This window comes from Allobosea sp. 2RAB26, assembly GCF_052115465.1.
Taxonomy (GTDB): domain Bacteria; phylum Pseudomonadota; class Alphaproteobacteria; order Rhizobiales; family Beijerinckiaceae; genus Allobosea.
In genome coordinates this window covers 154,219-179,223 of the sequence record NZ_JBFRGS010000001.1, presented here as the reverse complement: position 1 = coordinate 179,223, position 25,005 = coordinate 154,219, and the positions used below count along the sequence as shown (strand labels likewise).

Sequence of the window (25,005 nt, the reverse complement as noted above, 5' to 3'; positions counted from 1 at the left end):
TTTCAGGATCGCAACCATGTCCAACCTTCTCGTTCTCAACAGCAGCGCCCTCGGCTCGGCTTCCGTTTCGAAGCAGCTCGTCCAGGATACCGTCACCCGACTCACCGCCCAGAACCCTGGCCTGAAGGTCGTCGAACGTGACATCGGCCTGGCCCCGGTTCCGCATCTGACCCTCGATTCCGCGACCGCCATTCGCGGCGGCGAGCCGGCCAATCCGGCTCAGGTAGAAGCCCGCACGCTGTCCGATGCGCTCGTAGAGGAACTGAAGGCGGCCGATATCATCGTGGTCGGCGCGCCGATGTACAATTTCGGCATCTCGTCGACGCTGAAGGCCTGGTTCGACTATGTGCTGCGCGCCGGCGTGACCTTCCGCTACTCCGAGTCTGGCCCGGAAGGCCTGATGACCGGCAAGCGTGCGATCGTGGTCGAGAGCCGCGGCGGTCTCTACAGCAGCGGCCCCGCCCAGATCATGGACTCGCAGGAGCCGCATCTGCGCACCCTGTTCGGGTTCATGGGCATCACCGATGTCACGTTCATTCGCGTCGAGAAGCTCGCTTTCGGTCCCGAGGCACGCGAGCAGGCGATCAACGCCGCCCAGGCCGAACTGAAGCTGGTTGCCTGAGCCTGATATTTCGCCAGGACAGGGCCGGCGTCAGGAAACTGACGCCGGCCCTGTCTATGCAGGGTCAACTCCGCCACGCCGGGAGGACTGAGCAACTGCTGCGCCGAGCCGAGGGAATAAGACGCGTTCTCGCTCGTTTCTCTCGACATGAGCAGCGTCCTCCCCCCTCCTCCCGTCGTGATCGCGCCGGTGCAGCCGTCCCGACATGTCGGTGCGCCTCTGGCGCCCCCCGGCGCGCCCGAGCGTCCACGGCGGGCGGGGCCGCCCACGCCACAAGCGTCTCCGCGCGAGCTTGTCGCCAGCGGGCTCGTCGAAGCCGATTTCGACAAGCTTCGCCGCGACGGCTTTCGGATCATGGCACAGCGGCAACTCGCCTTGCTGCCCGGTCTGTCGGCCCGGCTGCGCGTTCCGCGTGGCCTCTCAACCGCGCGTGCGCTGCAGCGGGTGCGCTCGCTCGCGCCTTCAGCGCTGGTCGATCTCAACCATCTCTATCGCAGTCTGGCTGCCCCCTGTTCCGAGGCACGCTGCTTCTCCCTGACGACGCCGGAAGCACGGATCGAGGGCACCTGTCGCGCCCATGGCACGATCGGCATGGTCGACACCGCAGTCGATGCCGAGCACCCGTTCCTGTCGCACAGCGGCATTGTCACCGAGGTGGTGCGAGCCCCGGACTACCGGCCAGCTCGCGACACGCACGGCACCGATATCGCGATCCTGCTGACCCGGAACGGACCGGGCCCGGCCGGGGCGCGGGTGATCGCGGTCGACGCCTTCCATCGGCGCGCGGGTGGCGCCAGTACAGACAGCCTCGACCTCGTAACGGCACTCGACCGTCTGGCGGAACGTTCCGTACCCGTAGTCAATCTCAGCCTCGCGGGGCCGGCCAACGCATTGCTCGACCATGCCGGCCGGGCGATGCAGCAGCGCGGCACAGTCCTAGTCGCCGCCGCCGGCAATGACGGGCCGGGCACCGAACCGCGTTATCCCGCGGCCTATCCATGGGCGGTCGCGGTGACGGCCATCGACCGCGAGCGCCAGGTCTTCGCCCGCGCGAATCGCGGCGCACATATCGCCTTTGCGGCCCCTGGCGTGCGTATCCAGATGCCCGACAAGGCCTTGCGCCCGGGTCGGCTGCGCTCGGGAACCTCCTATGCCGCGCCACTGGTCGCCCTCGCCTTCTCTCAGCGGCGCTCCGCCGATCAGGGCGCGACACCGCAGATGCTCGTGGCGGCACTGTCCAGCGAGGCGACCGATCTCGGGGATCCGGGCCGCGACCCTGTCTTTGGCTGGGGTCTGCTGGAATGCCGGCCGCAGCCCGCGCAGCCATAGGTCGATGCGCGATCTTGCCTGCTGATCCTGACGACAAGGATACGACTTTGGACATCGTCCAATCCCATATGACGGCCTCCACCGGAACGACGGCCGCGTCGGCAGGCACCGAGCCGCCCCTGTCGGCCTTCGCCAGCGAGCTTGTGGCCTTGCTGCCGAGACTGCGCCGGTTCACGCTCTCCCTGACCCGCTCGGCGAGCGAGGCCGACGATCTCGCCCAGGCAACTTGCGAGCGGGCCCTCAAGGCACAGGCGCTCTGGCAACCCGGTACCCGGCTCGATGCCTGGCTGTTCAGGATTGCACGCAACCTCTGGATCGACTCGCTCCGCAAGCGCCGTAGCGAAGGACAAAGCGAGGCTCTCGAAGACCATCTCGATCTCGCCGGGGAAGACGGCCGGCATGTCGGCGACGTCGCCTTGACCGTCGATTCCGTTCAACAGACGCTGGGAGCCATGCCGTCCGACCATCGCGAACTGCTGATGATGGTCTGTGTCGACGGAAAGAGCTACCGCGAAGCCTCGCAGCAGCTCTCGATCCCGCTCGGCACGGTCATGAGCCGGCTCTCGCGAGCCCGCCAGGGCCTCGCGGCGAAACTTGGAATGGACAAGACATCATGACGAGCGCGGTTTCGGACGAAATGTTGCTGGCCCTGGCCGACGGCGAACTCGAGAAGGCCACGGCCGATGCGCTGCATGCGCGGGTCATGGCCGAGCCAGAACTCGCCGAGCGCTTTGCCCTGTTCGTGGAAAGCCGGGCGCTGCTGGAGGACGCCGGCAGCTCCGATCAGGCCGTGCCGCCGCACCTGCTCGCAGCGATTCGCGCGCCGCCGACGGAGCCAGGCCAGGTCGGCATGGCCTGGCAGTGATCGAGGGCGGCGCCACACTCGCAGCGCCCGCCCCGGCCGTCTCCCCGCGCTCCCTCCCGCGCCGCCCGGGCTGGCAACTGCCTCTGGCAGCCTGCTTTGCGCTGCTTGTCGGCGGTATCGCCGGTTACCGGATCGGCTCGGAAACGCCTGGCAACCCGGACCCCAGCGGCGTCGCCCTGTTCCAATCGGCCCGCGCGGCTCTCGACACGGCGCTCGGCAGCTCGGCAAGTGGCAGCAGCACATCATGGTCGCACGGTGCTGCCGGCGGCAGCATCGCGCTGGTCTCGTCACATCGACTGGGAGACGGCACGCTCTGCCGCGAATATACGCTCGCCAGCGCCGCGCAGGGCGCAGATCGCTGGAAGGGCATCGATTGCCGCGTCGAGGGTCGCTGGCGCACCGAGCTTGTCATTGCCACCCCCTCGTCGGGGGGTGGGTATCGCCCTGCCAGCGGAGACAGCGCAGCGGACGCTTTCCTGCAGGACCGCAATGCGGAAAGCCCCCTCGCCCCGGCTGCGGAAGCAGAACTCCTGAACGCACTGGCTCGACCGAAACGCTGATCCTGCCTGCGCTTTGCCCCCCGAAAGGCCATAATGCCTGCCCTTTGGTGGCAACTCGCTGTCGTCCCGACCATGGAGAATGGAATGGCACCTCTTGCTCGACGCACCGCCCCCATCTCTCCCTTCCATTCGACAACGGGACCGACAGACCGTGACCGATCCAATCGACAGTTATGTCGACCGAGCCATCGCCTGGGCGACGGCACGTCTCGGCAATCCCGACTACGCCTTCCGCTGCCTTGCTTTCGTCGAGGATGCCTACGAGGCCGGCAACGCCATCGAGATCTTCGGCGGCAGTACTGCAAGGGAATCCGCGGACGAATATGGCGTCACCGAGCCACAGCCGGCTGCGGTGCCGCGCGGCGCCTTCGTTTTCTACGACATGACGGGAGAGCTCTTCGGCCGGCGCGCCAACTGGGGCCATGTCGGCCTTCACCTTGGCGACGGCCGGGTGGTGCATGCCTGGGACGAGGTGCGCATCGACGGCTATCTCGCCGTCCAGTCGCTTGAGGTGGCTTCCGGCTGGACCCAACCCCGCTATATCGGCTGGGCCGCGCCGGAGCGCCTGCTGCGCGGTCATCGCGTCAAATAGAGCGACCCGCGCAAGGGCCGCTGCGAGCAGTCGCCCTTGCGCACCCGAACGGCCATTCGCATGCATGTGATCAGCGTTTGGACATGTTTGCCCTCGGAAAGTGTCTCCCTTTGAAATAGGCCTTTGAACCGAGGATGCCGGCCATGCCATGGAAGAAGCACGAGTCCCAAAGGGCGCTGTCCGGCTGGCCAGGGCGACTTGCCGACTATCCGCAGGCAAACCGCCCCGCTTCTATTGGAAAGCGAACAGCCGTTCACAATCGGGGCTTTGGCAGGTTGCAGCGCGTCAGTCGCTGTTGGATCGTCCGCCCCATGATGTAGCACGGCCTCGTTGACGTTCGGATGGCCAGGGAAGACCAAGGACCGATGGATACGACACCCCGCGAGCGGCTCGTCATCGTCGAAGATGACCCCGTCACCCGCGCGGTCATCGCGGGATATTTCATCGACCAGGGGTTTCACGTCCAAGAGGCGGAGACCATCGCCCAGGCCAGGCGGACGATCCAGCGCTTCAAGCCGGAACTGATCTTCATCGACGTCGTCTTGCCTGATGGAGACGGGTTCGAGCTGGCAAAGGAGCTTCAATCGGTTTCCGACGCCGGAATCATCTTCGTGACGCGTCGCGATGCCGACATCGATCGGATCGTCGGCCTCGAGCTTGCCGGTGACCATTATGTCAACAAGCCCGTCGACCTGCGTGACCTTCTCGCCAGAACCCGCTCCCTGCTGCGGCGCCGCAAGATCGAGCGGGACATGGCCCGGCGCAGCACCACGGCCACCTTTCGCCCCTTCATCATGGATTTTCTGCGGCGTGAGCTCGCGACGATCAATGGCGACCCCATTCGCCTGACGCGAGGCGAGTTCGACTTGCTTGCAGCTCTCGTCGAAAGCGATGGCCGCCCCTTGAGTCGCGACTATCTGATCGAGGTCGTCAGCAATCGCTATACCGATGTCGACGCGCGAAGTGTGGATGCCTTGGTCGCGCGTCTGCGGAGGAAGCTGGGACATGGTGGAAAGCCGGGCATGATCGCGACCGTCAGCGGGATCGGCTACAAGCTCGGCGTGCCAGTCGAACGCAACACCTGACAGGCCGCTCCGGCTGCCGACCTGTCCCCGAACCCGTCCAGGGTCTCCAGCGCCTCGCTACGGTCGCGGTCCAGCGCTTCGATGGCGAGGATAAGCTCCTCGCAATCGGCGACCATTGCGTCGCGCTCCAGCGCACTGGCTTGTGCGAAGACACGCCCGAGGCCGACGGCCCCGGCGGAACTCGCGAGCTGGTGAGCCAATCGGCTAAGTTCGGCCCGGTCGACAGCCCGGAGCGCCGCCCGCATCCCCTTCAGGATTTTCTCGGATACGGTCGCGAAGAGCGCCACGAGTTGCCGCGTGCGCTCGCTTCCGATCAGTCGACTCTGGGTCTGGAAGAAGCTTGCGTCGACCGGCTGGTCCACTGAGAGGGACACGACCGGACCTTGGCCGCTGCGACTGCTCCCGCGCCCTATGACCTGTAGCAGCGCTACAGACGTAATGGGCTTGGACAGGATCGCCGTCAGCCCCGCTCCTCGCATCCGCCGCATCGTCTCCGGGGAGACATCGGCCGTCAGCGCGACGATCCGGGGTTGCGTGATGTTCGGCAGCTCGCGGACCGCAAGCGCGGTTTCGATTCCGTCGATTCCGCTCATGTGCATATCGAGCAGGACAATGTCGAAGGCGCGATTACGCAGCGTTGCCAGGGCAGCTTCGCCCGAGGCCACGGCCTGCACTTTGTGGCCGGCCTTCCCGACCATGACCCGGGCGACCTCTCGCGTCACAGGATCATCGTCGACCACGAGCACGCGTTGCAGCTGCGCCGTCGCCATAGGCCCGGACCGCGCGGCGGCCTTGGCCGCAACCATCGGCAAACGGACAATGAAGGTGCTGCCTTGCCCGCGACCGCTGACGACGGAAATCGTGCCGCCCATCAGTTCGCTCAGCTTGCTGCAAATCGCCAACCCGAGCCCGACCCCGCCATTGCGCCGGCCCGTGTCCGGGTCGACCTGCACAAAGTCGCGGAAGATGTGGCGTTGCATCGCCGGCTCGATGCCTATGCCGGTATCGCGGACCGTGAGCGTCAATTCTGAATTTTCCGCAGATGGACAAGGCTGGAGCTCAGCGCCGAATTCGATTCCGCCACGCTCCGTGAAACTGATCGCATTGCGCAAGAGATTGATCAGAATCCGGTGGATCTTGCCGGGATCGCCGTGCAACTGCAGGCCGCCGGCTGGGGGCAGACGCAGTGTCAGGACAAGTCCCTTCTGCTCGGCGAGGGGGCGCATCAGCGCCGCGGCGGCGTTCAGGAGCGCGCCCAACTCGAAATTGCGCAGATCCAGGCTTTCGGTTCCTGCCTCCAGCCGGGACAGGTCAAGCGTCGCATTGGCCAGATCGACCAGAGCCTCGCCCGAGGTCGCCGCCATGGCGACGAGGCGGCGATCGCGTTGGCTCAGGCGACCACGGTCGAGAAGCTCCAGAACCCCGAGTACGCCCGAGAGCGGCGTGCGGATATCGTGGCCGACAACCGCCAGAAACCGGGACTTTGCCCGCGTCGCCTCTTCTGCCGCCCGCTGTCCGGCCGAAGCAAGCTCGAGAGCGGCCTCCAGGGCCGCTGTACGCTCCGTGACCTTGTCCTCCAGAACCGCGCGGCTTTCCTCGAGGCGCTGAGCCATCAGGTTGAACTGCTCGCCGAGCTGCTGCAATTCATCGCCGGTGTTGATGCTGATCCGCTCGTCCAATTCGCCTCGGCCAATCCGCGCGGCGCCGTCGCCGAGGGCCTTGATCGGGGCGACAAGTTTCCGGCTCAAGATGATGCCGGCCAGCACGGCAGCGGACAGTGCGAGGACCAGAAGCACCAGCGAGCGCAGGAGCGACGCCTTGATCGATGCGAAAGCTTCACTCTCTGGCAGGTCGATCACCACCTTCCAGTCGAGGTCCGGGACCGAAGCCATCACGGACAGCACTTTCCGGCCTTCGATATCCGTCATCGAAAGTCCTGCACCGGTCACTCCGGCCGCCTCATGCGCACTCACCAGGCTGGCAAGATTGGTGTTCCTTAGTACGAAGCGCAGATCGGGATGCGCGATCAACCGCCCGGAACCCGTGACGATATACGCGCGACCGGTCTCACCGACCTTCAGCCGGGACACCAGATCACGGATGAAGACGAGGTTGACGGTCGCCTGTGCAACCGAGTGCGGAGATGCCGCTCGCTTGAGCAGCATCATATAGGGTTCCGAGCCGCGCCGGAATTGGACATCGCTGTAATAGCTGCCCTGCGCCAGGGCGGCCTGGAAACCCTGATCAGTCGACCAGTTGACGTCGCCACCGGTTTGGTCGCGGCTGACGCGCGAAAGCGAGAGTTGCTCGCGTCCCGCCGGATCGATCTGGCGTAATTCGAGAATGGCCGGAACCTGCCGCAGCAGCCGCAGGCCGTCGAGGCGGCGTTCCTCGGGTGGAGTGTTGCTCGCGCCGCTTTGGGAGATCCAGTCCAGGTGTTGCATGATCTCCGCCACGAAGGCGCCGATCCGCTGCGCTGCGGCCTGGGCCTGCTCCTGCTGAACGCGCACCACCAGCGCCCTCTGATCCGAGAAGGCGAAGAACGTTGCAATTGCCGTATTGAGCCCAAGCGCGAGGCAGATCGCGACGCCGACGAAAACCGCATATTTGCGGGTGAGAGCACCTCGCGGCCGAGAAGTCTCGCCCTGCGTCACGAAACGATCCGTGTCGCGCGAATCCGGAGCGAAAGCGGCACGCTCAATCCCAGAGATGCGGCGGCCATTTCGTTGATGACCAGTTCGAAGCTGCGCGAGAACTGCACCGGCAACTCGGCGACATTCGCACCACGCAAGATAAGGTCGCTATAGGATGCGATGAGGTCGCTCGCCTCGTCCCGCCCCCCCGTATACGACATCAGCCCGCCCTGGCGCGTGAAGGTGTCGAACGGATAGATGGCAGGAAGGCGATGCCGGGCGCTGGCCTTGGCACATTGCGCCGCGTGGCGGAACGTGAAGCTGTCGGGCAGGAACACCAGCCCGCCATCGCTGCCCTGTCCTGCGAAGTCCGCGATCGCACCCTCGATGCCGTTCGGGTCCATCACTGCCACCGGGCCAAGTGACAACCGCGCATGGGCAGCCGCCGCCCTCAGGCGCGCGAGATAGGTTTCACCTGCTGCAGGGGTCGTGCGCGGATTGAATACCACGCCGACCCTGCGTGTCTCGGGCGCAATCTCGGTCAACAATTCCAGCCATTTATCCGCCATGACCGGGTCGTTGTTGCTGAACCCCGTGGCATTACCCTCCGGCCGCTCCAGAGAACGCACGAAGCCGCTCCCGACCGGATCGGAGGCCGTGCCGAACAGCACCGGCATCGTCCGGGTCAAGGCGAGGACAGCAGCGGTTTCGGCACTGGAGCTGACGATGATGATATCGGGATTTTCCCGGACCAGCTCCGCCGCCGCTCGCGCAAGATCGGCTTCGCTCGAGCCCGAGAATCGCGTGCCCAAGCGCAGGTTCTGGCCCTCGATCCAGCCTCGCTCGGCAAGGCGTTGTCGGATTTCCTGCAACCTCGCCTGGACGATCGGGGTGTCCAGCGGGAGGCTGATCATGACCGCGATATGCTTGAGGCGTTCGGTCGCGCGCACCGGCTGCGCAAACGCAGTGACTCCGCACGACGCCAAACCGGCCAGAAAGGAACGACGACGCATGCGGGCAAGTCGGGGCAATGTGGAGGGCAAGGGCAGCTTCGCACGCAGCGCCGAAAGCGTCGAGAGCGAGTTCCACCACTTTCAACGAGGAGTGCACGCGTCAGGAGTGCGCACGTCTTGGCGCCAGAGCCGGAAGGCGAAGCGCTCTCGCGTGGAAGCGCGAAAGAGCGTGACAGCCATTGTGTCCGACCGCCCGCGCATCGAAGACCACTGCATGGTCGCCCAGCCGCGCCCCGCGAAGCGCGTGGGGTCCGATACGTCATTGCGCACATCGCCGCCGGCCCAAGAACCAAGCCTCTGACGCCCGACCTTCGGCATCCCTCGCCGCTTCGATAGAATTGGCGCCCGCGATATCCAAGATCAGTCGAGCGAGAAACACAGACACTCGGCTTCGCGCAATAGAGGTAATCTTAACGGAACTCGCCGAATGATCCGGCAATGGTCGACCATGGCCGCAATTTTCGCCGACTAAACTTCGTTCTGGATGCGCATCATGATGTTTCCGAGCTCCATTCGACGGTACCTGCTGGCGACGATGGCGGCAGTCTGCCTGCCAGGACTCGGTACGCTCGGCTACCTCGCCTACGATGCGGTCCGCGACGTGCGCACAAACCACCGGCTTTCCGGATTGGTCGAGGCTGACCGAGCCCTGTTGCTCACCGGCAATGCGATCCGTTCCGATCGTGGCAAGGCCCAGACAAGTCTGCAGGCAAACGACGATGCTGACACGACGATCCGCGCGATCGTGGAGACATCGCGAAACCAGATCGCAACGGCCGTAGCAAAACTCGGCGCCGCTGACCTGCCCGAGCATCGGGTTCTTGCCGAGGCCATTCTGCAGGCTGAAAAGGCCATGCAGGTGCGGATCCCCGATCTCAACGGGGAGGCGGCCAAGCCCCGGGCTCAGCGTAGCCTGGCCGCGACCATGCCTTGGTATAATGCAGTCGGAAACATCGAGGCCGCACTGACGAACGCCTCCGATGCGGCGTCGCTCGCGGTTCGGCTGGCCGATCCGGCACTCGCCGAACTCCAGGGTTTCAAGGCCACCGCCTGGCGGCTGCGCTCAAGTTACGGCACGCAGTGCTCCTTGCTGCGTGCTCCGCTTGGCTCCGGCCAGGTGCTGACACCGGTGCAGTGGAAGCAGCTTGGCGAATTGCGTGGCGCAAGCAATGCAGCCCAGGCCCAACTGAGGCAGCTTGCGACGCGTGTCGGTGTTTCGCCCGACCTCGCTCGCAAAGTTGAGGTCGCGACCAGCGAAGTCGCCACCGCAAACCAGACGATGGACCAGCTCCTCGGCAAGCTCGGCCAGGGTAGCGGCGCCGTCATTGGCGCCCAGGACTGGACAACCATGTGCAATGGTCCGTTCGCCGCCATTGTTGACGCGGTAACCCAATCGCTCGACGACATGCAGGCGACCACGGCGGCACAGACCAATCATGCCCTGACCCGGCTCGCCCTGATTGGTGGTCTGCTGGTCGCGCTGCTGGGCCTCTGCGCAGCGAGCTGGCGCGGCATCCAGAAGCGCATTGCGAACCCGTTGACTGGCATGAATGAAGCCCTTGTCCGGATGCAGGATGGTGAGGTTGATAGGGCCGTTCCCGCCGCCCCCTGCCCCGACGAGGTCGGTGCTCTGAGCAATGCGCTCGAGGCCTACCGCGAGAATCTCGTCAAGGTCCGTGCTCTCGAAGAGCAGGAACGCGAAGCAGCGACAATGCGCCTGGCGCGGGCGCAATCGATGGAGGCTGTGGTTTCGGATGTCGGCGAAGTGGTGTCGGCCGCTGCGGCGGGCGACTTCTCGGCCCGGCTGGAGATCCATGACGCCGACCCGCAGATGCAGAAGCTCGTGGCCGGAATCAACGAGATCAATGCGGTGGTCGACAGCGCGACCAGCGAATTCGCCAAGGCACTGTCTGCTGTGGCCGCGGGCGATCTGACTGTGCACGTCGACGCCGATTACCGTGGCAAGTTCGCGGAACTGAAGGGCGCGATCAACGAGACAGTCGACCGCCTCTCGACGACCGTGCGCACAATCCAGACAACCTCGGCCGAGGTTGAGCTGGCCGCACGCGAGATCAACCTAGGGGCCGATGATCTCTCCAAACGGACCGAGGAACAGGCGAGTTCGCTGGAGGAAACCGCCGCGACGACGGAGGAGTTGGCGGCCTCGGTGAAGGCTTCGGCTCAGGCCTCGCGCCAGGCAGCGTCGATCGCCAATGAGGCGATGGAGACGGCACAGTCTGGCGGCGCGATCGCGACCCGGGCGGTCGACGCCATGGCCCGCATCGAGAGTGCGTCGCAAAAGATCTCCGACATCATCAGGGTCATCGACGACATCGCCTTTCAGACCAACCTCCTCGCCTTGAACGCAGCGGTGGAAGCAGCCCGCGCCGGCGATGCCGGCAAGGGCTTCGCCGTCGTCGCCAGCGAGGTCCGCACGCTCGCGCAGCGCTCCGGCGAGGCGGCAAAGGACATCTCGGCCTTGATATCCTCTTCGAACACAGAGGTCGGAGATGGCGTCAAGCTGGTGCGCCAGGCGGGCGATGCGCTGACCCGGATCCTGGGAGCGTCGCAGAAAGTAGCAGTCACGATCGCCGACATCTCCTCGGCGGCAGGAGAGCAGGCCAACGGCATCGACGAAATGAGCCAGGCTGTGGCGCATCTCGATGAAATGACCCAGCAGAATGCGGCGCTAGCCGAACAGAGTGCTGCCTCGGCAGCTTCGCTGACCGGGCGCATCGCGCAGCTCAATGATCTCGTCGCGGCATTCAAGACCGGGCCTGAGACGGCGGCTCTGGCCGATCTGCAGCCTCAGGCGCCGGCAATCAAACTCTTCACCGCGCCGCCGCCGAAGCGTGCGGGCGACAAGGTCGCGATGGCCGCGAATTCCGGGTCGGAACCGGCTCGCCTGCGCAAGCTGGCCCAGGCCGCCTTCGTTCAGGCCAAAGCTCCCCCTTCAGAGCCCGCCAGACCGGCGCCCGCCCGCAAGGTCGCCAACAGCCGGGCCGGGGATACCGGTTGGGAAGAGTTCTGAGCGCGCCAAGCCGGGGCGGCGGGGAGAGCATCACCTCAGCGTCGCAACGCGTGGAGTGCGGCCTCACTCAGAGTTGAGACGCACGCGATCAGAAAGGGATCACCCCGGCCCGAGAGCCGGGGTGAATCCAACTGTGAAACAGTATTCAGTGAGCTGACGAGGTCGATGTGCAAATTATCGAGGCTCGCACAGGCAATGATCAGGCGCTCTCGCCAACGGCCTGAAGATAGAGCTCGAGGATGGCTTCCTCTTCCTGGCGCTCGTTCAGGTCGCGCTTGCGTAGCGCGACGACCTTGCGCAGCACCTTGACGTCATAGCCATTGCCCTTGGCCTCGGCATAGACCTCCTTGATGTCGTCGGCGATCGTCTTCTTCTCTTCCTCGAGGCGCTCGATGCGCTGCACGATGCTCTTGAGCTGATCGCCCTGAACCGGATCGTCCATTCCAAAACCCTTCTCTATAGATTTGGCCGCAGGGGTTCGCCCGGATCGGGGGCCGGCGTCAAGCGCGAACCGCCCTTTGGCACAAAGTGCTCAACAGTCCTGCTGTCGCATCAGGCGATCGCGACAGCATTCAGCGCCGCAACGCAGGGCCGCACGATGCGAGCAAGGCGCAGCCCCCATTCCCGCGCGGCCTCCGGCGTCGCGATCAGGTCTTGCCGGACCTCGATCAGCGCATCAGGCAGGCCACGACGGGTGGCATGTCGGTCGATCGTGTCGCCCGGCAGGCCGCCACGATAGGGCTCATTGTCCCCGACGACGAGATCACTCTCGGCCTGGAAGGCGGCGATCAGCGGCTGGGCCAGCACCCCTGCCCGATCCCACAGCACCCCGACATGCCAGGGACGCGCCACCGCTTTCCAATAGGGTGTGAAGGAGTGCACCGAAACGATCGCCGGCGGATGACCGGCGGCGACTGCCATCTCGACGGCGTGGTCGATCGCCGCGTCATAGGGGGCGTAATAGCGGGCGATCCGCGCTGCGATGCCGGCCTCGTCGATGCGGGCATTGCCGGGCACGATCGCACCATCAGACAGGCGCATGACCAGGGTGGGATCGTCGAGCCCGCGATTGGGATCGATCAGCAGCCGCGAGAAACTGGTCAGAATGGCCGGCGCGCCGGTCGCACGCGCCATGGCGCGCACCGCCTCGGCCGCACCGATATCATAGGCGATGTGGCGCTCGAGTTGTTCGGGCGGCAACCCGAGCGACGCAAGCTCGGGCGGGATCGCGTTGGAGGCGTGATCGCACAACAACAGCATACCCGTCGCGGGATCACCGGGAATGATCTCGACCTCGCCCGGGGCGAGCATTATGGCGGAATCCGCCATCGGAAAATCGGACCGCATCGGCGCTCCAAAAAGTATGATTAGATCGGCAAATGCCTGATGACGTCCGCCGGCCAGCGACATAGAAGAGCATACAACGAAAGTCGACCAAATCGACGTGACAGCGGGTGGAAGGCGGGGTGGACTTGCAGCAGGTGAGGAACGATTCGGCTGAGGCCCTGCGCATTGCGAGGATGATTTTCGATGCCGCCGTCGACCGCGCCCGCCCGTCCGGCTGCCTTCCCGCTCACCTGCCCGAACCACCCAGGAACGGCCGCCTGATCCTGCTCGCCGCCGGCAAGGCCGCCGGCAGCATGACCGCACTCGCGGAAGCGCATTATCTCGACTCCGGCCTGTCGCCCGAGCGCCTTGTCGGCCATGCCGTCGCCCGCCATGGCTACGAGACCGCGACGCGCCATGTTCCGATGGTCGCCGCCGGCCACCCGGTGCCGGACGAAGGCAGCATTCGCAGCGCCGAACGCGCGCTCGAACTCGCCCGCTCGGCAAGCGCGGATGATCTGGTGCTGGTGCTCCTCTCCGGCGGCGGCTCGGCCAACTGGGTCGCACCCGCAGGTGACCTGACGCTGGCGGAGAAGCAGGCAGTCAACAAGGCACTGCTGCGTTCCGGCGCGCCGATCGGCGAGATGAACATCGTCCGCAAGCGGCTCTCGCGCATCAAGGGCGGCCGTCTCGCACTGGCCGCCGCCCCGGCCCGGCTCGTGACGCTCGCAATCTCGGACGTCCCCGGCGACGAGCCGACCGTGATCGCCTCGGGCCCGACCGTCCCCGATCCGAGCAGCATGGCCGATGCGCGCACCATCGTCGCGCGCTATGGGCTCGACCTGCCGCCAGCGGCGCGCGCGCTGCTTGCCGACGACGCCAGCGAAACCCCGAAGCCTGGCGACCCCGCCTTCGTCAGGAGCGTATTCCAGATCATCGCCCGGCCTCAGGACGCGATTGCGGCGGCGGTCGCAAATGCACGGGACGCGGGATACGAGCCCATAGATCTCGGCGCCGATCTCGAAGGCGAGGCGCGCGAGGTTGCGGCCGACCATGCCGCGCTTGCCCTGCGCCTCAAGGCAGAGGCGCGGCGCGCCGCGATCATCTCCGGTGGCGAACTGACCGTGACCCTGCGCGGCAAGGGCCGCGGCGGCCCGAACCAGGAATATGCGTTGGCTCTGGCCATTGCGCTTGGCGGGGAGCCGGGCATCGTCGCGTTGTCCGGCGACACCGACGGCACCGATGGCGGCGGCGGCGAGGCGACCGACCCCGCTGGCGCGGTGATCGATGCGACAACATTGGCGCGAGCTGCGGAGCGCGGCCTCGTTCCTGCCCAATCGCTGGCCGACAACGATTCCACCGGCTTCTTCGAGGCCATTGGCGACCTGCTGCGGACGGGACCGACCTTGACCAATGTGAATGATTGCCGCGTCATCCTGATCGACCCTTAGAAGATCATGACGAGCCGATTCGACCGATCTCTCTTGCGCCTCGGCCTGCTGCTGGCCTGCCTTCTCGGAAGCGCGGCTCCCGCGCTCGCCGATCTGCGGATGTGCAACACCACGGGCAGTCGCGTCGGTGTCGCCATCGGCTATCGCGATGCGCAGGGCTGGGTCACCGAAGGCTGGTGGAACATCGCGCCGCGCGGCTGCGAGACCCTGCTGCGCGGCACGCTCGCGGCAAGGTTCTACTACGTGCACGCCATCGACTACGACAAGGGTGGCGAATGGACCGGCAAATCCATCATGTGCACGCGCAACAAGGAATTTACGATCCGAGGCATCGAGGACTGCCTCGCCCGCGGATATGACCGGTCCGGCTTCTTCGAGGTCGATACCGGCGAGCAGAAGAGCTGGACCATCCAGCTGACCGATTCCACCCCCGGCGCAACGCCGCCGCGACCATGAGGACATAAGAATGAGGCGCGAACGCCGGATCAAGATCATCGCTACGCTGGGTCCGGCTTCCGCCAGCGAGGAGATGTGCGCCAAACTGTTCGAAGCCGGCGTCGACGTCTTCCGGATCAATATGAGCCACACCCAGCGCGAGACGCTGCCGGAGCGGGTCGCCATGTTGCGTGGCCTGGAGGAGAAATTCCATCGCCCCGTCGGCATTCTCGCCGATCTGCAGGGACCGAAGCTGCGCGTCGGCCAGTTCGGTGGCGATGGTGGCGTGATGCTGGAAAAGGACGCGCGCTTCGTCCTCGATTCCGACCCTGCCCCCGGCGACGTGAAGCGCGTCTACCTGCCCCATCCCGAGATCCTGAGTGCGCTTGAGCCCGGCCACGCCCTCATCCTCGACGACGGCAAGATCCGTCTCGTCGTCGAGAAGGCGAGCCCCAAGCAGGCGGTGACCCGCGTCACGGTCGCTGGCAGGCTTTCATCGCGCAAGGGCGTCAGCCTGCCCGACACCACGATCCCGGTTTCGGCGATGACGGACAAGGACCGTTCCGACGCCGAAGCCGCAGCAGATGCCGGCGTCGACTGGATCGCGCTCTCCTTCGTCCAGCGCCCCGAGGACATGGCCGACCTGCGCAAGATCGTGCGCGGGCGGGCGCTCGCACTCGCCAAGATCGAAAAGCCGCAAGCGCTGCTCCGGCTTGAAGAGATCATCGAGGCGTCCGATGCGATCATGGTCGCGCGTGGTGATCTCGGCGTCGAGATGCCGCTGGAAAAGGTGCCGGGCACGCAGAAGCGCATCACCCGCATGGCACGGCGCATGGGCAAGCCCGTCGTCGTCGCAACGCAGATGCTGGAAAGCATGATCACCGCTCCGGTGCCGACCCGCGCCGAGGTCTCCGACGTCGCGACTGCCGTCTTCGAGGGGGCCGACGCCGTGATGCTCTCGGCCGAGAGCGCTGCCGGACAATATCCGATCGAGGCGGTGACGATGATGAACCGCATCGCCGAGGAGGTGGAGAGTGAATCGATCTACCGCTCGATCCTCGAATCGCAACGCGCTGAGCCCGAGGCCACGGGCGCGGATGCCATCGCCAAGGCGGCCCACGAGATCGCCGATACGCTGAATCTCAAGGCCATCACCGCCTGGACCTCCTCGGGCTCGACCGCCTTCCGTATCGCCCGCGAGCGGCCGAACTCGACCGTCATCGCGCTGACGCCCAATCGCGGGACGGCGCGGCGCCTCACCCTGGTCTGGGGTGTGCACGCGGTCGTGACCAAGGACGCCAGCGACATCGACGATATGGCCTTCCGCGCTTGCAAATTCGCGGTCCGCGAAGGCTATGCCGCGGTCGGAGACCGCATCATCGTGGTTGCCGGTGTCCCGTTCGGCACGCCGGGCGCGACCAACATGGTGCGTATCGCCTTCATCGCGAAGGAGCACGTCGCCAAGGCCTGACGCCCTTAGATCATCGGACCGGATATCGTATCCGATGATCTGACCCCTTGTGTTGCATCGGCTTTCCCGAAAACCGCAATCCACTTTTCGGGCCGATGCCTTAGCGCGCGAATGCGAGGCTCGAGCGCGGTCCGGCCAACTGGTCGATTGCCTCGACGACGATTTCGGGCGCCGCGTGATGCGGCATATGCCCGACGCCCGGCAGCAGCACGAAGCGCCCCTGCGGCGCCTCGCGTGCGATCGCGGCGGAATGGATCACCGGAGACACGATCGCGTCGCTGTCCCCGGTGATCGCCACCACCGGAATCCTGAGATCGCGGTAGCGCGGAGCCTGTGCGCTGACGAAGGCGTGGGTCGCGGCGACATCCCGGGCATTCGCCTCGAAGGTCGAAGGGCGCAGCAGCAGCCGGATTTCGCCTGCTGCGACATAGCCGGGCGTGACCGGCCGCGGCGCAAAGACACTCTCGACACCGGAGCGCAAAAGGGCATCGGACGCCGGCACGCCGATCAATCGCGTGAAGACCGGGCCGATCACAGGCCATGAGGCCGCGTGATAATACCAGGCAATGCCGCCAGGCCAGGGGTGGGTCACGCCGCCAAGCAGGACAAGTCCGCGCAATCGCTCGGGGTGATCCAGTGCGATCCGCGTTGCGAGCGCTCCGGCCAGCGAATGAGCGACCAGCACGAAGGGCTCCGACAGGATCTGATCGAGAGCCTTCATGATGACTGTCGCCTGCTGAGCGGGATCAGCCATGGCGTTCTCGTCGATCCGATCGCTCCAGCCATGGCCCGGCCGGTCGAGCGCGATCACCCGGTAATGGCCAAGCTCGGGTCCGAGCGTCGCCAGCAGGTCGGCATGATCTGACGAGGCTCCGTGGACGAGCACGACGGTGCCGCGCATCTCGCCCACCGGCTTGCGCTCGACATAGTGCAGCCTGCCTCCTGGAAGCGTCAGGAAGCTGCCCTTGGGGGGATGCTGTCGTTCTGCTTCGACGCCAAGCCACTCCGTCCTGGCGAGCAGGCCGGCAACAAGAAGGGCAGGAAGAATGAGCAAGGCGCGCGCGAGCATGATTTGCTTACGTCGCCGCATTCGCTTTGGTTTCACTGGTGAACCGCAAGGGCCTACGCGTCGCGGCCGTCGACTTCGGTCTTCAGCGAATCGACTGCGTCCTTGATGGCCTCGAATTGCGGATAGATCTCCTGCGCCCGCCGATAGGCGATCAGGGCACGCTTGTCGTCCCCCTGCTGCCGCAGGATGGTGCCGAGCCCCATCATCGCGCCGTAATGACGCGGCTCGCGCTTCAGCGCCTCTCCGATGTCGATCATCGAGCGCATCGAATCGCCCGCGAGGAAGAGCGCGTTGGCGCGCTGATTCCAGCCTTCAGCCCAGTCCGGCTCGAGACTGATGATGCGGTCGAGCAATTCGATCGCGAGATCGAGCTCCTTGGATCGCATCGCCTCCTGCGCCCGTGCCATCAGGAGATCCGCCGTATCCGACCCTGATCGCGCCCAGCGCCGCTGGATCAGATTGGCGATGCCCTTGGCCTCCTCCGGGCTCTTGGCGGCAGCAAGCCGCTCGAACAGCCGATCCAGCGTCGCAGCCGGGCTGCGCGAGGCACCGGGAGCCGGTGCCGCCGGATTATCCGTCGTGTCCGAATGCGGCACGGTGCCAGGCTGCGCTGGTGCGCTGTCCTGCCCCAGGGCAGCGCCTAGCCCGAACGGCAAGGCTGTCGCCAGGACAAGCGCAAGAGCAGCGGAAGGCAGACGAGGAATGCTCATGCCCACAAGATTAGGGGCTCGTGCGGTCGCGTCAAATCACGACGTGGCGAGAGGCTCATGCCAAAAAAGGTGGGCGCGCCGAGCGCGCCCACCTTCAAATCTGGAGTCAGCATCAAAACGTCGCGGCAGCGAAAGCCGCGCGCCAACTCAGCCCTGGCGCGCCTTGAAGCGCTTCTGGACCTTGTTGATGATGTAGACGCGGCCCTTGCGGCGAACCAGCTGGTTGTCGCGATGACGGGCGCGCAGCGACTTGAGCGAATTGCGGATCTTCATCGTCTCTACTCCGTCGATCCGCCTTTCGGACGAATCGGTCAAAAATTCACAGCTGCGACGCGGACCGGCGGGCGATCCTCATCGACCACTCGAACGGCGCGGCTGATGCGATGCCGGCTGTATACGGATTTTTCCGGCGATCGCAAGGGTCCAGCGTGCGAAAACCATCGAATACCCTCAGGCGATCGCGGCCAGATAACGCCGGAAGGAGCGTGCCAGCGCCGCTTTACCGTCGCCGGCGATGACCCTTCCCTCGAAGGCGCCATAGATCCTTGCGAAGGAAAAAGGCTCGAGAACCGCGGCGATCCGCCGGATCGTCGCCGCATTGACCGGAATCATGTTGGGATAGGAATAGAGCACGCTGACATAGCGGCGATCCTGCGCCACCTGCAGCACGTCGCCGCAATAGAGCGCGCCCTCCCCCTTGGCATGGTGCAGTACGGTCGCCCCAGCGAAATGGCCGCCGCAGCGCAACAGCGTCAAGGTCGGACCAAGCTTCAGGGCCTCGCCGTCCCAGAAGCGGATGGCAGGGTCCGGCTCGGTCACCCACTGCCGATCATCAGCGTGGAGATAGACCGGCACGCCGAGCGCGGCCGCCCATTCCGCCATCGCGGTGTAGTAATGCGGGTGCGAGATCGCGATGCCGATCACCGGCCCGCGCGCGCGGATCGCCTCGACCGCCTCGGGCGTCACAAGCCCGATGCAGTCCCATAGCAGGTTGCCCTCCTCCGCCTCGACCAGCAACGCCCGCTGATCGATCGCGAAGGCCGGTGCGATGCGCAGGCCAAGCACGCCATGGTCCTCGCTGCAGACGACGGAATGACCGAACGCGAGTTCGCCCGGCGTCAGCCATTCCTGGCCGTCCCAGCGCACGTATTGGCGCTCATCACGGCAGATCGGGCAAGCGTCGGGCGGGGTGGCCGTATCGGGAAATCGGGCGCCGCATTGGCGGCAGATGAAGCGCGGCATGAGCCTGTCTCCGGCTTGAACGAAGGCCGGCATCGAACGCCCCTGCATTCGGTGCCGCCAAACTATCTTCATATGAAGATACTAGCTCATCAATCTATCTTCATGTCAAGATACTCTGGCTGATGGAGAGTGCCTTGGCCGACGCTGACGAGACCCAGGATCATGTCGACCGGCTGCGCGCACAGTGGCAGCGCGAATTGCCTGATCTCGATACCGGCGCCATGGCCGTGCTGGGTCGGGCCTACCGCCTCTCCAACCTTGTTCGCCCAAGCATCGAGGCGACCTTCGCCGGATTTGGATTGGATCGCGGCGAATTCGATATCGTCTCCTCGCTCCGCCGCGCGGGCGCGCCGTTCCGCCTGACGCCGACTGAACTCTACACCAGCCTGATGATCGCCTCGGGCAGCCTCAGCCACCGCCTCGCTCGGCTTGAAAGGGCGGGCCTCGTCAGGCGCGTGCCGTCCGACACCGATGGAAGGAGTCTTGCCGTCGAGCTGACCGAGAGCGGACGCGCGAAGGTGGAGGCGGCTTTCCGCGCCGACATGAAAAGCGAAGCGACCTTTCTGACCCATCTCTCGCCGGAAGAACGCGGGGCCCTTGCCGCGCTGCTGCGTAAACTCAACCGGGCCATCGAGGATAATCCCGGGACGACGCAGGGGCACGGCTAGTTTCCGTCGCCCCCAAAGCCTTGTTGTTACCCGATTAACTTGTCACTCTGAGCCCCGGCGGACCGAGAAGTAGGGGAACCGAAGCACAGACCGATCCAGAACGAAGGGAGGACCACATGAAGCGCGTGACGTGTTTCACGCTTGTCGCTGCGGCTGGACTATTGGCATTTGCCCCCGGCTCGGCCCAGGCCCAGACGTCCGAAATGACCTTCTTTGTCACCAGTGCCGGATCCGCGAAGGGTGCCGATCTCGGCGGCCTCGCAGGCGCCGACGCCATCTGCCAGCGTCTTGCCCAGGCGGCGGGTGCAGGCAGCAAGACCTGGCGGGCCTATCTCTCCACGCAGGCGACTGGCGGCACCACAGCCGTCAACGCGCGAGACCGCATCGGCCCAGGGCCCTGGCGCAACGCCAAGGGAGCTGTGATCGCCACCAGCGTCGCTGACCTGCATGGCGGCGCGGCCGGCTTGACCAAACAGACCGCGCTCAACGAGAAGGGCGAGCCGGTCAATGGTCGCGGCGATACACCGAACCAGCACGATATGCTCACAGGCTCCCAGGCAGACGGCACCGCCTTCGGCCCCGGCGAGGACCGGACCTGCGGCAACTACACCAAGAGCGGTACGGAGGGCGCCGTCATGCTCGGCCACCATGACCGCAGCGGCCTGGACGAATCCCCACCGGCGAAGTCGTGGAACACCTCGCATGCGTCGCGGGGAGGCTGCAGCCAGGAAGCGCTGCGCGGCACGGGGGGAGCCGGCCTGTTCTACTGCTTCGCGACGAACTGAGCCGAACGATCAGCATCGACACATGCCCTGAAACAAGACGGCCACCCAACCGGGTGGCCGTTCGTCTGCGATGATCGCAGGCGAGCGTCATCAGGCCGTCGAAAGCTTGAGCCCGATCAGCCCGGCGACAATGAGACTGACGCTGGCGATCCGGAAGAAGGTGACGGCCTCTCCCATTACGAAAATGCCGACGAGGAAAGCTCCGACCGCACCGATTCCCGTCCAGATCGCGTAGGCCGTGCCCAGCGGCAGCGACTTCATCGCCACGGCCAGCAGGCCAAAGCTGATGATCATCGTCGCGATCGTGATCACGCTGGGCCCGAGCTTCGTGAAGCCCTCGGACTGTTTCATGGTCGACGCCCACACGACTTCGAAGACGCCTGCAAAGAGCAGATAGATCCAAGCCATTGCTGATACTCCGTCTCGTGCGGCCTCAATGGCTCGGGTGAAGGGCATCGTTGAGATACATGCAGGTGAGCATGGTGAAGATGTAGGCCTGCAGGATTGCCATCAGTACCTCCAGACCGGTGAGGGCGACCGTCATGATCAGCGGCAGCACCGCTCCAAGGATGCCAACCGCACCGAGACCGGTCATGCCGACGACAAAGCCGGCAAAGACCTTGAGCGCGATATGGCCGGCCAGCATGACCGCGAACAGGCGGATCGAATGGCTGATCGGTCGCGAGATATAGGAGACGACCTCGATCAGGACGATGATCGGCGCAAGGACGATGGGAACGCCCGACGGCAGGAACAGCCGCAGGAAGCCGAAGCCATGCTTCACGAGGCCATAGATCGTCACCGTGCAGAAGACGAGCATGGCAAGCGCGAAGGTCACGGAGATATGGCTCGTCACGGTGAACGCGAACGGCAACATTCCGATCAGATTGGCCAACAGGATGAAGATGAAGAGCGAAAAGACCAGCGGGAAGAAACGCATGCCATGCTCGCCTGCGATGCTTCTGAGCGTGTTCCGTACGAACTCGTAGAGAATTTCGCTCAGGGCCTGGGCACGGCCAGGGACAATCGCGCGGGCGCGGGTCGAGAACAGCAGAAAGCCGCTGGCGATGGCGACGATCGCGATCATGAAGGCGGATGAGTTGGTGAAGGCGATCTCCTGCCCAGCGACCTCCCCAAGGCTGAACAGCGTCTTGATTTCGAATTGCTCAATCGGGCCGGCCACGGCGAACCTCTTGCGTCATGTGGGTTGAAACGGGAACGGCCCCGCGATGCGTCGGCAGGCGCCAGGCCGTGCAGGCCAACGCTTCGACTGCGGGCGGGATACGGGACGAATCCGGACGGCGCGCATGGACGTGCCAGCGGGCGAAGCGGTTCGTCAGGTTTTGGGAAGAGGGCAGTTTCTGAGAAGAAGGCCCGGCTCGCTGATCAATCAGCAGCCTGCGGCCATGCCTGGGGCATGTCGGTTCCATTATCTCTCCCGAGACAATGGGGCCGTCCCCAGCGTTACAGATGGCACAGGTCGTCCAGTGCGGGCCGGTCTCTAGAGCGAAGTGAATTTCACGTCAACCGGACGGGCTGGCCTTCACATTGATGACGGACAGAAAGCCGCCGCGAGCGCTAACCGGTCCGAGCGCTTCCATCGCCGAAAACACCCTGAAGCTGTTCGAATTCGGGGGTAGAGCCGGAATTTGCAGCCTGACCCGCCAAAGCCTATCGGTTCCGGCGGCCTGATGCCGCATTTCGCGCATCCGGCTGGCACCGCCTGTGGAGACAACGCCTGAGATGGACATTTTCGATCGACTGAAGTCCGCAGCAAAGGCCGACTGGACGAGCTATGTCGACCACGCCTTCGTCCGGCAAATGGCGACTGGCATGCTGCCGCAGGCCGCCTTCCGTACCTATCTGGTGCAGGATTATCTCTTCCTGATCCAGTTCGCCCGCGCCTATGCGCTCGCAATCTACAAGGGCCGCACGCTTTCCGACATGCGGGCGGCCAAGGCCGGCCTGGCAGCCATCCTCGACGTCGAGATGGACCTCCATATCCGGCTCTGCGGCCGTTGGGGGCTGCACCCCACCGAGATCGAAGCAGCACCGGAGCATGCCGCGACGATTGCCTATACCCGGTTCGTGCTGGACTGCGGCGTCTCGGGCGACCTGCTCGACCTGCATGTCGCGCTCGCCCCTTGCGTGATCGGCTATGCCGAAATCGGGCGAAACCTTACTCCCGCGGGCCCAGAAGCACTCGGGGACCATCCCTATCGCGACTGGATCGGGGAATATGCCGGCGATGCCTATCAGGAAATCGCGATGGCAGCCCGGCGCCATCTCGACGATCTCGCCGCGCGGGCGATGACGGAACGGCGCTTTGCCGAACTCACGACCCTCTTTGCCAAGGCCTCCCGTCTCGAGGCGGATTTCTGGCAAATGGCGCTGAACGACGGCACCGCATAGCCGGGATCATCCACCGATCCGCCCCGACCACCTGCAGCCGGCCGGCGAGCTCTGCGCGCCCGGCATGCGGCGCAGGCCGGGATCACTCTCGACATGACGGCTGAGACCGGTCGGGTATGGTAGCGTTTCGCAATGATCGGCCCGCGAAATGCCTCCGAGGATCAGCCACGTGTCTCAGACCAATGATGCCTATGTACCGCCGGCCAATGGCGATTGGGAAACCATTCCACCGGCCGAAGCCGGCTTCGACGCCGCAAGGCTGCAGGCTGCCGTCGACTTCGCCAAGGCGCAGGAGAGCACCTGGCCGCGCAGCTTCTATTATCCCGACGGGCGCTATGTCGGCCTCGTCGAATGGAACGAGTCAGGCCCCTGGAGCGAGATCGTCGGCCCGGTCAGGGAGCGCGGCGGTCCGGCCGGCCTGATCCTCCGGGGCGGCCGCCTGGTTGCCGAGTGGGGCGACACGGCCCGCGCCGACATGACCTTCTCCATCGCGAAGAGCTATATCGCCGTGCTGGCGGGGCTTGCCGTCGCCGACGGACTGATTCGCGATGTCGACGAGCCGGTGGCGAAAACCGTCGACGGTCCCTGGTTCGAGGGCGCGCAGAATGCGACCATCACCTGGCGCCATCTCCTGCAGCAATCGAGCGAATGGCAGGGGGAAATCTTCGGCAAGTCGGACCAGGTCGATCATAACCGGCAGATCGGGCCGGGCGCCGACAACAGCCGCAAGGGCGAGCAGCGCGCCCTCAAGCCACCTGGCAGCCACTACGAGTACAATGACGTACGGGTGAACCTGCTGGCCTATTGCCTGCTGCAGCGCTTCCGCAAGCCGCTGCCCGAGGTCCTGCGCGAGCGCATCATGGACCCGATCGGGGCCTCGCAAGGCTGGGAGTGGCAGGGCTACCGCAATTCCTCGGTCGAGATCGACGGCCGGAGCGTGCAGTCCGTGCCCGGCGGCGGCCATTGGGGCGGCGGCCTCTTCGTCAGCGCGCGCGACCACGCCCGGCTGGGCCTGCTCGTAGGGCGCGGTGGCGCCTGGGCTGGCCGTGAGCTGCTATCGCCGGCCTGGATCGACGACATGCTGTCGCCTTCACCCACGCTCGAGAATTACGGCTATCTCTGGTGGCTCAACCGGGGCGCGGCGGCCCGGCCGAATGTTCCCGCCACGGCCGTCTTCGCGCTTGGTGCCGGCGTCAACGCAATCTGGCTCGATCCCACGCAGGATCTCGTTGCGGTGCTGCGCTGGATCGACAAATCCGCCCTCGACGGCTTCGTCGATCGCATGCTCGCAGCGGCCCGCTAGGCGGGTTTGCCGACGGCTGGTCGGCCCTGACCGGGCCCTGTGGACGGTGGAGCCGCAGGTCCCCGCCTGAGCCCGGCGGAGACCGGTTCAAAGCATGGGCGGCAGTGATTCGCGCCGTCCGCCCTCAAGGGATGGGCGGAGCCCCCTGCCGCGTATCAGACGGCATTCGGACATCGCGGCTGCCCTTGCCATTGAGGCACCAAACGCAAAAACCCGGATACCGCTCTTCAAAGCGATATCCGGGTTTTGTGAAATGGTGGGCGCGACAGGGATCGAACCTGTGACCCCTACGATGTCAACGTAGTGCTCTCCCGCTGAGCTACGCGCCCGTCATGCCGTGACGATAATCTGCCCTGGCAGTCGGAACAGGTTCGGCCTTGCGGCGTGTCCCTGTTGCGAGGTT

At 65.4% G+C, this 25,005-nt stretch carries 25 protein-coding genes and 1 tRNA gene; 15 read left to right on the top strand and 11 right to left on the bottom strand.

The features are described 5' to 3' along the window. Positions 1 to 16: 16 nt before the first annotated feature. From AB4118_RS00830 to AB4118_RS00800, 7 genes are all read left to right on the top strand, one after another. Positions 17 to 622, top strand: a complete 606-nt coding sequence (locus AB4118_RS00830; protein ID WP_441487937.1) for an FMN-dependent NADH-azoreductase — start codon at positions 17 to 19, stop codon at positions 620 to 622. 147 nt (positions 623 to 769) lie between these two features. Further along, the gene (locus AB4118_RS00825) at positions 770 to 1,951 is read left to right on the top strand and encodes a S8 family serine peptidase (RefSeq protein ID WP_441487936.1); all 1,182 of its coding nucleotides are present in this window, start codon (positions 770 to 772) and stop codon (positions 1,949 to 1,951) included. Positions 1,952 to 1,998: 47 nt separating this feature from the next. After that, entirely contained in the window at positions 1,999 to 2,568 is a 570-nt protein-coding gene (locus tag AB4118_RS00820) for an RNA polymerase sigma factor (RefSeq protein WP_441487935.1), read from the top strand. Next, positions 2,565 to 2,816, top strand: coding sequence for an anti-sigma factor family protein (locus AB4118_RS00815; protein WP_441487934.1), 252 nt, complete (start codon positions 2,565 to 2,567; stop codon positions 2,814 to 2,816). The genes AB4118_RS00820 and AB4118_RS00815 overlap by 4 nt, the downstream gene beginning before the upstream one ends. Continuing rightward, positions 2,813 to 3,376 (top strand): hypothetical protein, encoded by a 564-nt coding sequence (locus AB4118_RS00810; RefSeq protein WP_441487933.1) that lies wholly within the window; start codon positions 2,813 to 2,815, stop codon positions 3,374 to 3,376. The genes AB4118_RS00815 and AB4118_RS00810 overlap by 4 nt, the downstream gene beginning before the upstream one ends. Positions 3,377 to 3,527: 151 nt before the next feature. Continuing rightward, positions 3,528 to 3,968, top strand: coding sequence for an NlpC/P60 family protein (locus tag AB4118_RS00805; RefSeq protein ID WP_441487932.1), 441 nt, complete (start codon positions 3,528 to 3,530; stop codon positions 3,966 to 3,968). A 365-nt stretch (positions 3,969 to 4,333) separates the two neighbouring features. Next, on the top strand, positions 4,334 to 5,053 hold the full coding sequence (locus AB4118_RS00800; protein ID WP_441487931.1) for a response regulator: 720 nt from the start codon (positions 4,334 to 4,336) through the stop codon (positions 5,051 to 5,053). Here AB4118_RS00800 and AB4118_RS00795 read toward each other — a convergent pair. Beyond that, on the bottom strand, positions 5,017 to 7,707 hold the full coding sequence (locus tag AB4118_RS00795) for an ATP-binding protein (RefSeq protein ID WP_441487930.1): 2,691 nt from the start codon (positions 7,705 to 7,707) through the stop codon (positions 5,017 to 5,019). The genes AB4118_RS00800 and AB4118_RS00795 overlap by 37 nt on opposite strands. Then, a complete protein-coding gene (locus AB4118_RS00790) occupies positions 7,704 to 8,600 on the bottom strand; it encodes an ABC transporter substrate-binding protein (protein ID WP_441487929.1) in 897 nt (298 codons plus the stop codon). The genes AB4118_RS00795 and AB4118_RS00790 overlap by 4 nt, the downstream gene beginning before the upstream one ends. A 592-nt stretch (positions 8,601 to 9,192) precedes the next feature. On the opposite strand from AB4118_RS00790, the gene AB4118_RS00785 reads away from it, so the two are divergent. Next, positions 9,193 to 11,730, top strand: coding sequence for a methyl-accepting chemotaxis protein (locus tag AB4118_RS00785; protein ID WP_441487928.1), 2,538 nt, complete (start codon positions 9,193 to 9,195; stop codon positions 11,728 to 11,730). A 199-nt stretch (positions 11,731 to 11,929) separates the two neighbouring features. Here the strand turns inward: AB4118_RS00785 and AB4118_RS00780 are convergent, their stop codons facing one another. Both AB4118_RS00780 and AB4118_RS00775 read right to left on the bottom strand, forming a co-directional pair. Beyond that, the gene (locus AB4118_RS00780; protein WP_043233170.1) at positions 11,930 to 12,172 is read right to left on the bottom strand and encodes a DUF2312 domain-containing protein; all 243 of its coding nucleotides are present in this window, start codon (positions 12,170 to 12,172) and stop codon (positions 11,930 to 11,932) included. Positions 12,173 to 12,282: 110 nt separating this feature from the next. Further along, positions 12,283 to 13,077, bottom strand: a complete 795-nt coding sequence (locus AB4118_RS00775) for an N-formylglutamate amidohydrolase (protein WP_441487927.1) — start codon at positions 13,075 to 13,077, stop codon at positions 12,283 to 12,285. Positions 13,078 to 13,250: 173 nt separating this feature from the next. On the opposite strand from AB4118_RS00775, the gene AB4118_RS00770 reads away from it, so the two are divergent. From AB4118_RS00770 to pyk, 3 genes are read left to right on the top strand one after another with little or no spacing between them, the layout of a single operon-like run. Beyond that, entirely contained in the window at positions 13,251 to 14,507 is a 1,257-nt protein-coding gene (locus AB4118_RS00770; protein ID WP_441487926.1) for a glycerate kinase type-2 family protein, read from the top strand. A gap of 6 nt (positions 14,508 to 14,513) precedes the next feature. Continuing rightward, positions 14,514 to 14,963 carry a DUF1036 domain-containing protein gene (locus AB4118_RS00765; RefSeq protein WP_441487925.1) on the top strand — a complete coding sequence of 150 codons (450 nt, stop codon included), beginning with the start codon at positions 14,514 to 14,516 and terminating at the stop codon, positions 14,961 to 14,963. A gap of 10 nt (positions 14,964 to 14,973) precedes the next feature. After that, a complete protein-coding gene (gene pyk / locus AB4118_RS00760; RefSeq protein WP_441487924.1) occupies positions 14,974 to 16,413 on the top strand; it encodes a pyruvate kinase in 1,440 nt (479 codons plus the stop codon). Positions 16,414 to 16,513: 100 nt separating this feature from the next. On the opposite strand, the gene AB4118_RS00755 is transcribed toward pyk, so the two are convergent. From AB4118_RS00755 to AB4118_RS00740, 4 genes are all read right to left on the bottom strand, one after another. After that, positions 16,514 to 17,482, bottom strand: a complete 969-nt coding sequence (locus AB4118_RS00755) for an alpha/beta fold hydrolase (RefSeq protein WP_441487923.1) — start codon at positions 17,480 to 17,482, stop codon at positions 16,514 to 16,516. 53 nt (positions 17,483 to 17,535) lie between these two features. Continuing rightward, the gene (locus AB4118_RS00750; protein ID WP_441487922.1) at positions 17,536 to 18,192 is read right to left on the bottom strand and encodes a tetratricopeptide repeat protein; all 657 of its coding nucleotides are present in this window, start codon (positions 18,190 to 18,192) and stop codon (positions 17,536 to 17,538) included. Positions 18,193 to 18,339: 147 nt separating this feature from the next. Next, a complete protein-coding gene (gene ykgO / locus AB4118_RS00745; protein WP_038363015.1) occupies positions 18,340 to 18,465 on the bottom strand; it encodes a type B 50S ribosomal protein L36 in 126 nt (41 codons plus the stop codon). A 177-nt stretch (positions 18,466 to 18,642) separates the two neighbouring features. Further along, positions 18,643 to 19,434: an MBL fold metallo-hydrolase gene (locus tag AB4118_RS00740; RefSeq protein WP_441487921.1), complete on the bottom strand. Its 792-nt coding sequence runs from the start codon at positions 19,432 to 19,434 to the stop codon at positions 18,643 to 18,645. 122 nt (positions 19,435 to 19,556) lie between these two features. Between AB4118_RS00740 and AB4118_RS00735 the strand changes: the two genes are divergently transcribed. Together AB4118_RS00735 and AB4118_RS00730 are read left to right on the top strand one after the other, a co-directional pair. Further along, on the top strand, positions 19,557 to 20,102 hold the full coding sequence (locus tag AB4118_RS00735) for a MarR family winged helix-turn-helix transcriptional regulator (protein WP_441487920.1): 546 nt from the start codon (positions 19,557 to 19,559) through the stop codon (positions 20,100 to 20,102). Between the two features lie 116 nt (positions 20,103 to 20,218). Further along, entirely contained in the window at positions 20,219 to 20,887 is a 669-nt protein-coding gene (locus AB4118_RS00730; protein ID WP_441487919.1) for a hypothetical protein, read from the top strand. A gap of 90 nt (positions 20,888 to 20,977) precedes the next feature. On the opposite strand, the gene sugE is transcribed toward AB4118_RS00730, so the two are convergent. After that, entirely contained in the window at positions 20,978 to 21,295 is a 318-nt protein-coding gene (gene sugE, locus AB4118_RS00725; RefSeq protein WP_113511072.1) for a quaternary ammonium compound efflux SMR transporter SugE, read from the bottom strand. A gap of 25 nt (positions 21,296 to 21,320) precedes the next feature. Beyond that, positions 21,321 to 22,070: a F0F1 ATP synthase subunit A gene (locus tag AB4118_RS00720; protein ID WP_441487918.1), complete on the bottom strand. Its 750-nt coding sequence runs from the start codon at positions 22,068 to 22,070 to the stop codon at positions 21,321 to 21,323. 560 nt (positions 22,071 to 22,630) lie between these two features. Here AB4118_RS00720 and tenA point away from each other — a divergent pair. Both tenA and AB4118_RS00710 read left to right on the top strand, forming a co-directional pair. Beyond that, positions 22,631 to 23,299 carry a thiaminase II gene (gene tenA, locus AB4118_RS00715; RefSeq protein WP_441487917.1) on the top strand — a complete coding sequence of 223 codons (669 nt, stop codon included), beginning with the start codon at positions 22,631 to 22,633 and terminating at the stop codon, positions 23,297 to 23,299. A 169-nt stretch (positions 23,300 to 23,468) separates the two neighbouring features. Continuing rightward, entirely contained in the window at positions 23,469 to 24,602 is a 1,134-nt protein-coding gene (locus AB4118_RS00710; RefSeq protein WP_441487916.1) for a serine hydrolase domain-containing protein, read from the top strand. Positions 24,603 to 24,856: 254 nt separating this feature from the next. Here AB4118_RS00710 and AB4118_RS00705 read toward each other — a convergent pair. Then, positions 24,857 to 24,931, bottom strand: a tRNA-Val gene (locus tag AB4118_RS00705). Positions 24,932 to 25,005 lie beyond the last annotated feature (74 nt).

What these genes read in the sequence shown, in the direction of transcription:
- AB4118_RS00830 (WP_441487937.1), top strand. Translation starts at nt 17, where the DNA reads ATGTCCAACCTTCTCGTTCTCAACAGCAGCGCCCTCGGCTCGGCTTCC.
- AB4118_RS00825 (WP_441487936.1), top strand. Translation starts at nt 770, where the DNA reads ATGAGCAGCGTCCTCCCCCCTCCTCCCGTCGTGATCGCGCCGGTGCAG.
- AB4118_RS00815 (WP_441487934.1), top strand. Translation starts at nt 2,565, where the DNA reads ATGACGAGCGCGGTTTCGGACGAAATGTTGCTGGCCCTGGCCGACGGC.
- AB4118_RS00800 (WP_441487931.1), top strand. Translation starts at nt 4,334, where the DNA reads ATGGATACGACACCCCGCGAGCGGCTCGTCATCGTCGAAGATGACCCC.
- AB4118_RS00790 (WP_441487929.1), bottom strand. Translation starts at nt 8,600, where the DNA reads ATGATCAGCCTCCCGCTGGACACCCCGATCGTCCAGGCGAGGTTGCAG.
- AB4118_RS00785 (WP_441487928.1), top strand. Translation starts at nt 9,193, where the DNA reads ATGATGTTTCCGAGCTCCATTCGACGGTACCTGCTGGCGACGATGGCG.
- AB4118_RS00780 (WP_043233170.1), bottom strand. Translation starts at nt 12,172, where the DNA reads ATGGACGATCCGGTTCAGGGCGATCAGCTCAAGAGCATCGTGCAGCGC.
- AB4118_RS00775 (WP_441487927.1), bottom strand. Translation starts at nt 13,077, where the DNA reads ATGCGGTCCGATTTTCCGATGGCGGATTCCGCCATAATGCTCGCCCCG.
- AB4118_RS00770 (WP_441487926.1), top strand. Translation starts at nt 13,251, where the DNA reads ATGATTTTCGATGCCGCCGTCGACCGCGCCCGCCCGTCCGGCTGCCTT.
- AB4118_RS00765 (WP_441487925.1), top strand. Translation starts at nt 14,514, where the DNA reads ATGACGAGCCGATTCGACCGATCTCTCTTGCGCCTCGGCCTGCTGCTG.
- pyk (WP_441487924.1), top strand. Translation starts at nt 14,974, where the DNA reads ATGAGGCGCGAACGCCGGATCAAGATCATCGCTACGCTGGGTCCGGCT.
- AB4118_RS00755 (WP_441487923.1), bottom strand. Translation starts at nt 17,482, where the DNA reads ATGCTCGCGCGCGCCTTGCTCATTCTTCCTGCCCTTCTTGTTGCCGGC.
- AB4118_RS00750 (WP_441487922.1), bottom strand. Translation starts at nt 18,192, where the DNA reads ATGAGCATTCCTCGTCTGCCTTCCGCTGCTCTTGCGCTTGTCCTGGCG.
- ykgO (WP_038363015.1), bottom strand. Translation starts at nt 18,465, where the DNA reads ATGAAGATCCGCAATTCGCTCAAGTCGCTGCGCGCCCGTCATCGCGAC.
- AB4118_RS00740 (WP_441487921.1), bottom strand. Translation starts at nt 19,434, where the DNA reads ATGCCGCGCTTCATCTGCCGCCAATGCGGCGCCCGATTTCCCGATACG.
- AB4118_RS00735 (WP_441487920.1), top strand. Translation starts at nt 19,557, where the DNA reads ATGGAGAGTGCCTTGGCCGACGCTGACGAGACCCAGGATCATGTCGAC.
- AB4118_RS00730 (WP_441487919.1), top strand. Translation starts at nt 20,219, where the DNA reads ATGAAGCGCGTGACGTGTTTCACGCTTGTCGCTGCGGCTGGACTATTG.
- sugE (WP_113511072.1), bottom strand. Translation starts at nt 21,295, where the DNA reads ATGGCTTGGATCTATCTGCTCTTTGCAGGCGTCTTCGAAGTCGTGTGG.
- tenA (WP_441487917.1), top strand. Translation starts at nt 22,631, where the DNA reads ATGGACATTTTCGATCGACTGAAGTCCGCAGCAAAGGCCGACTGGACG.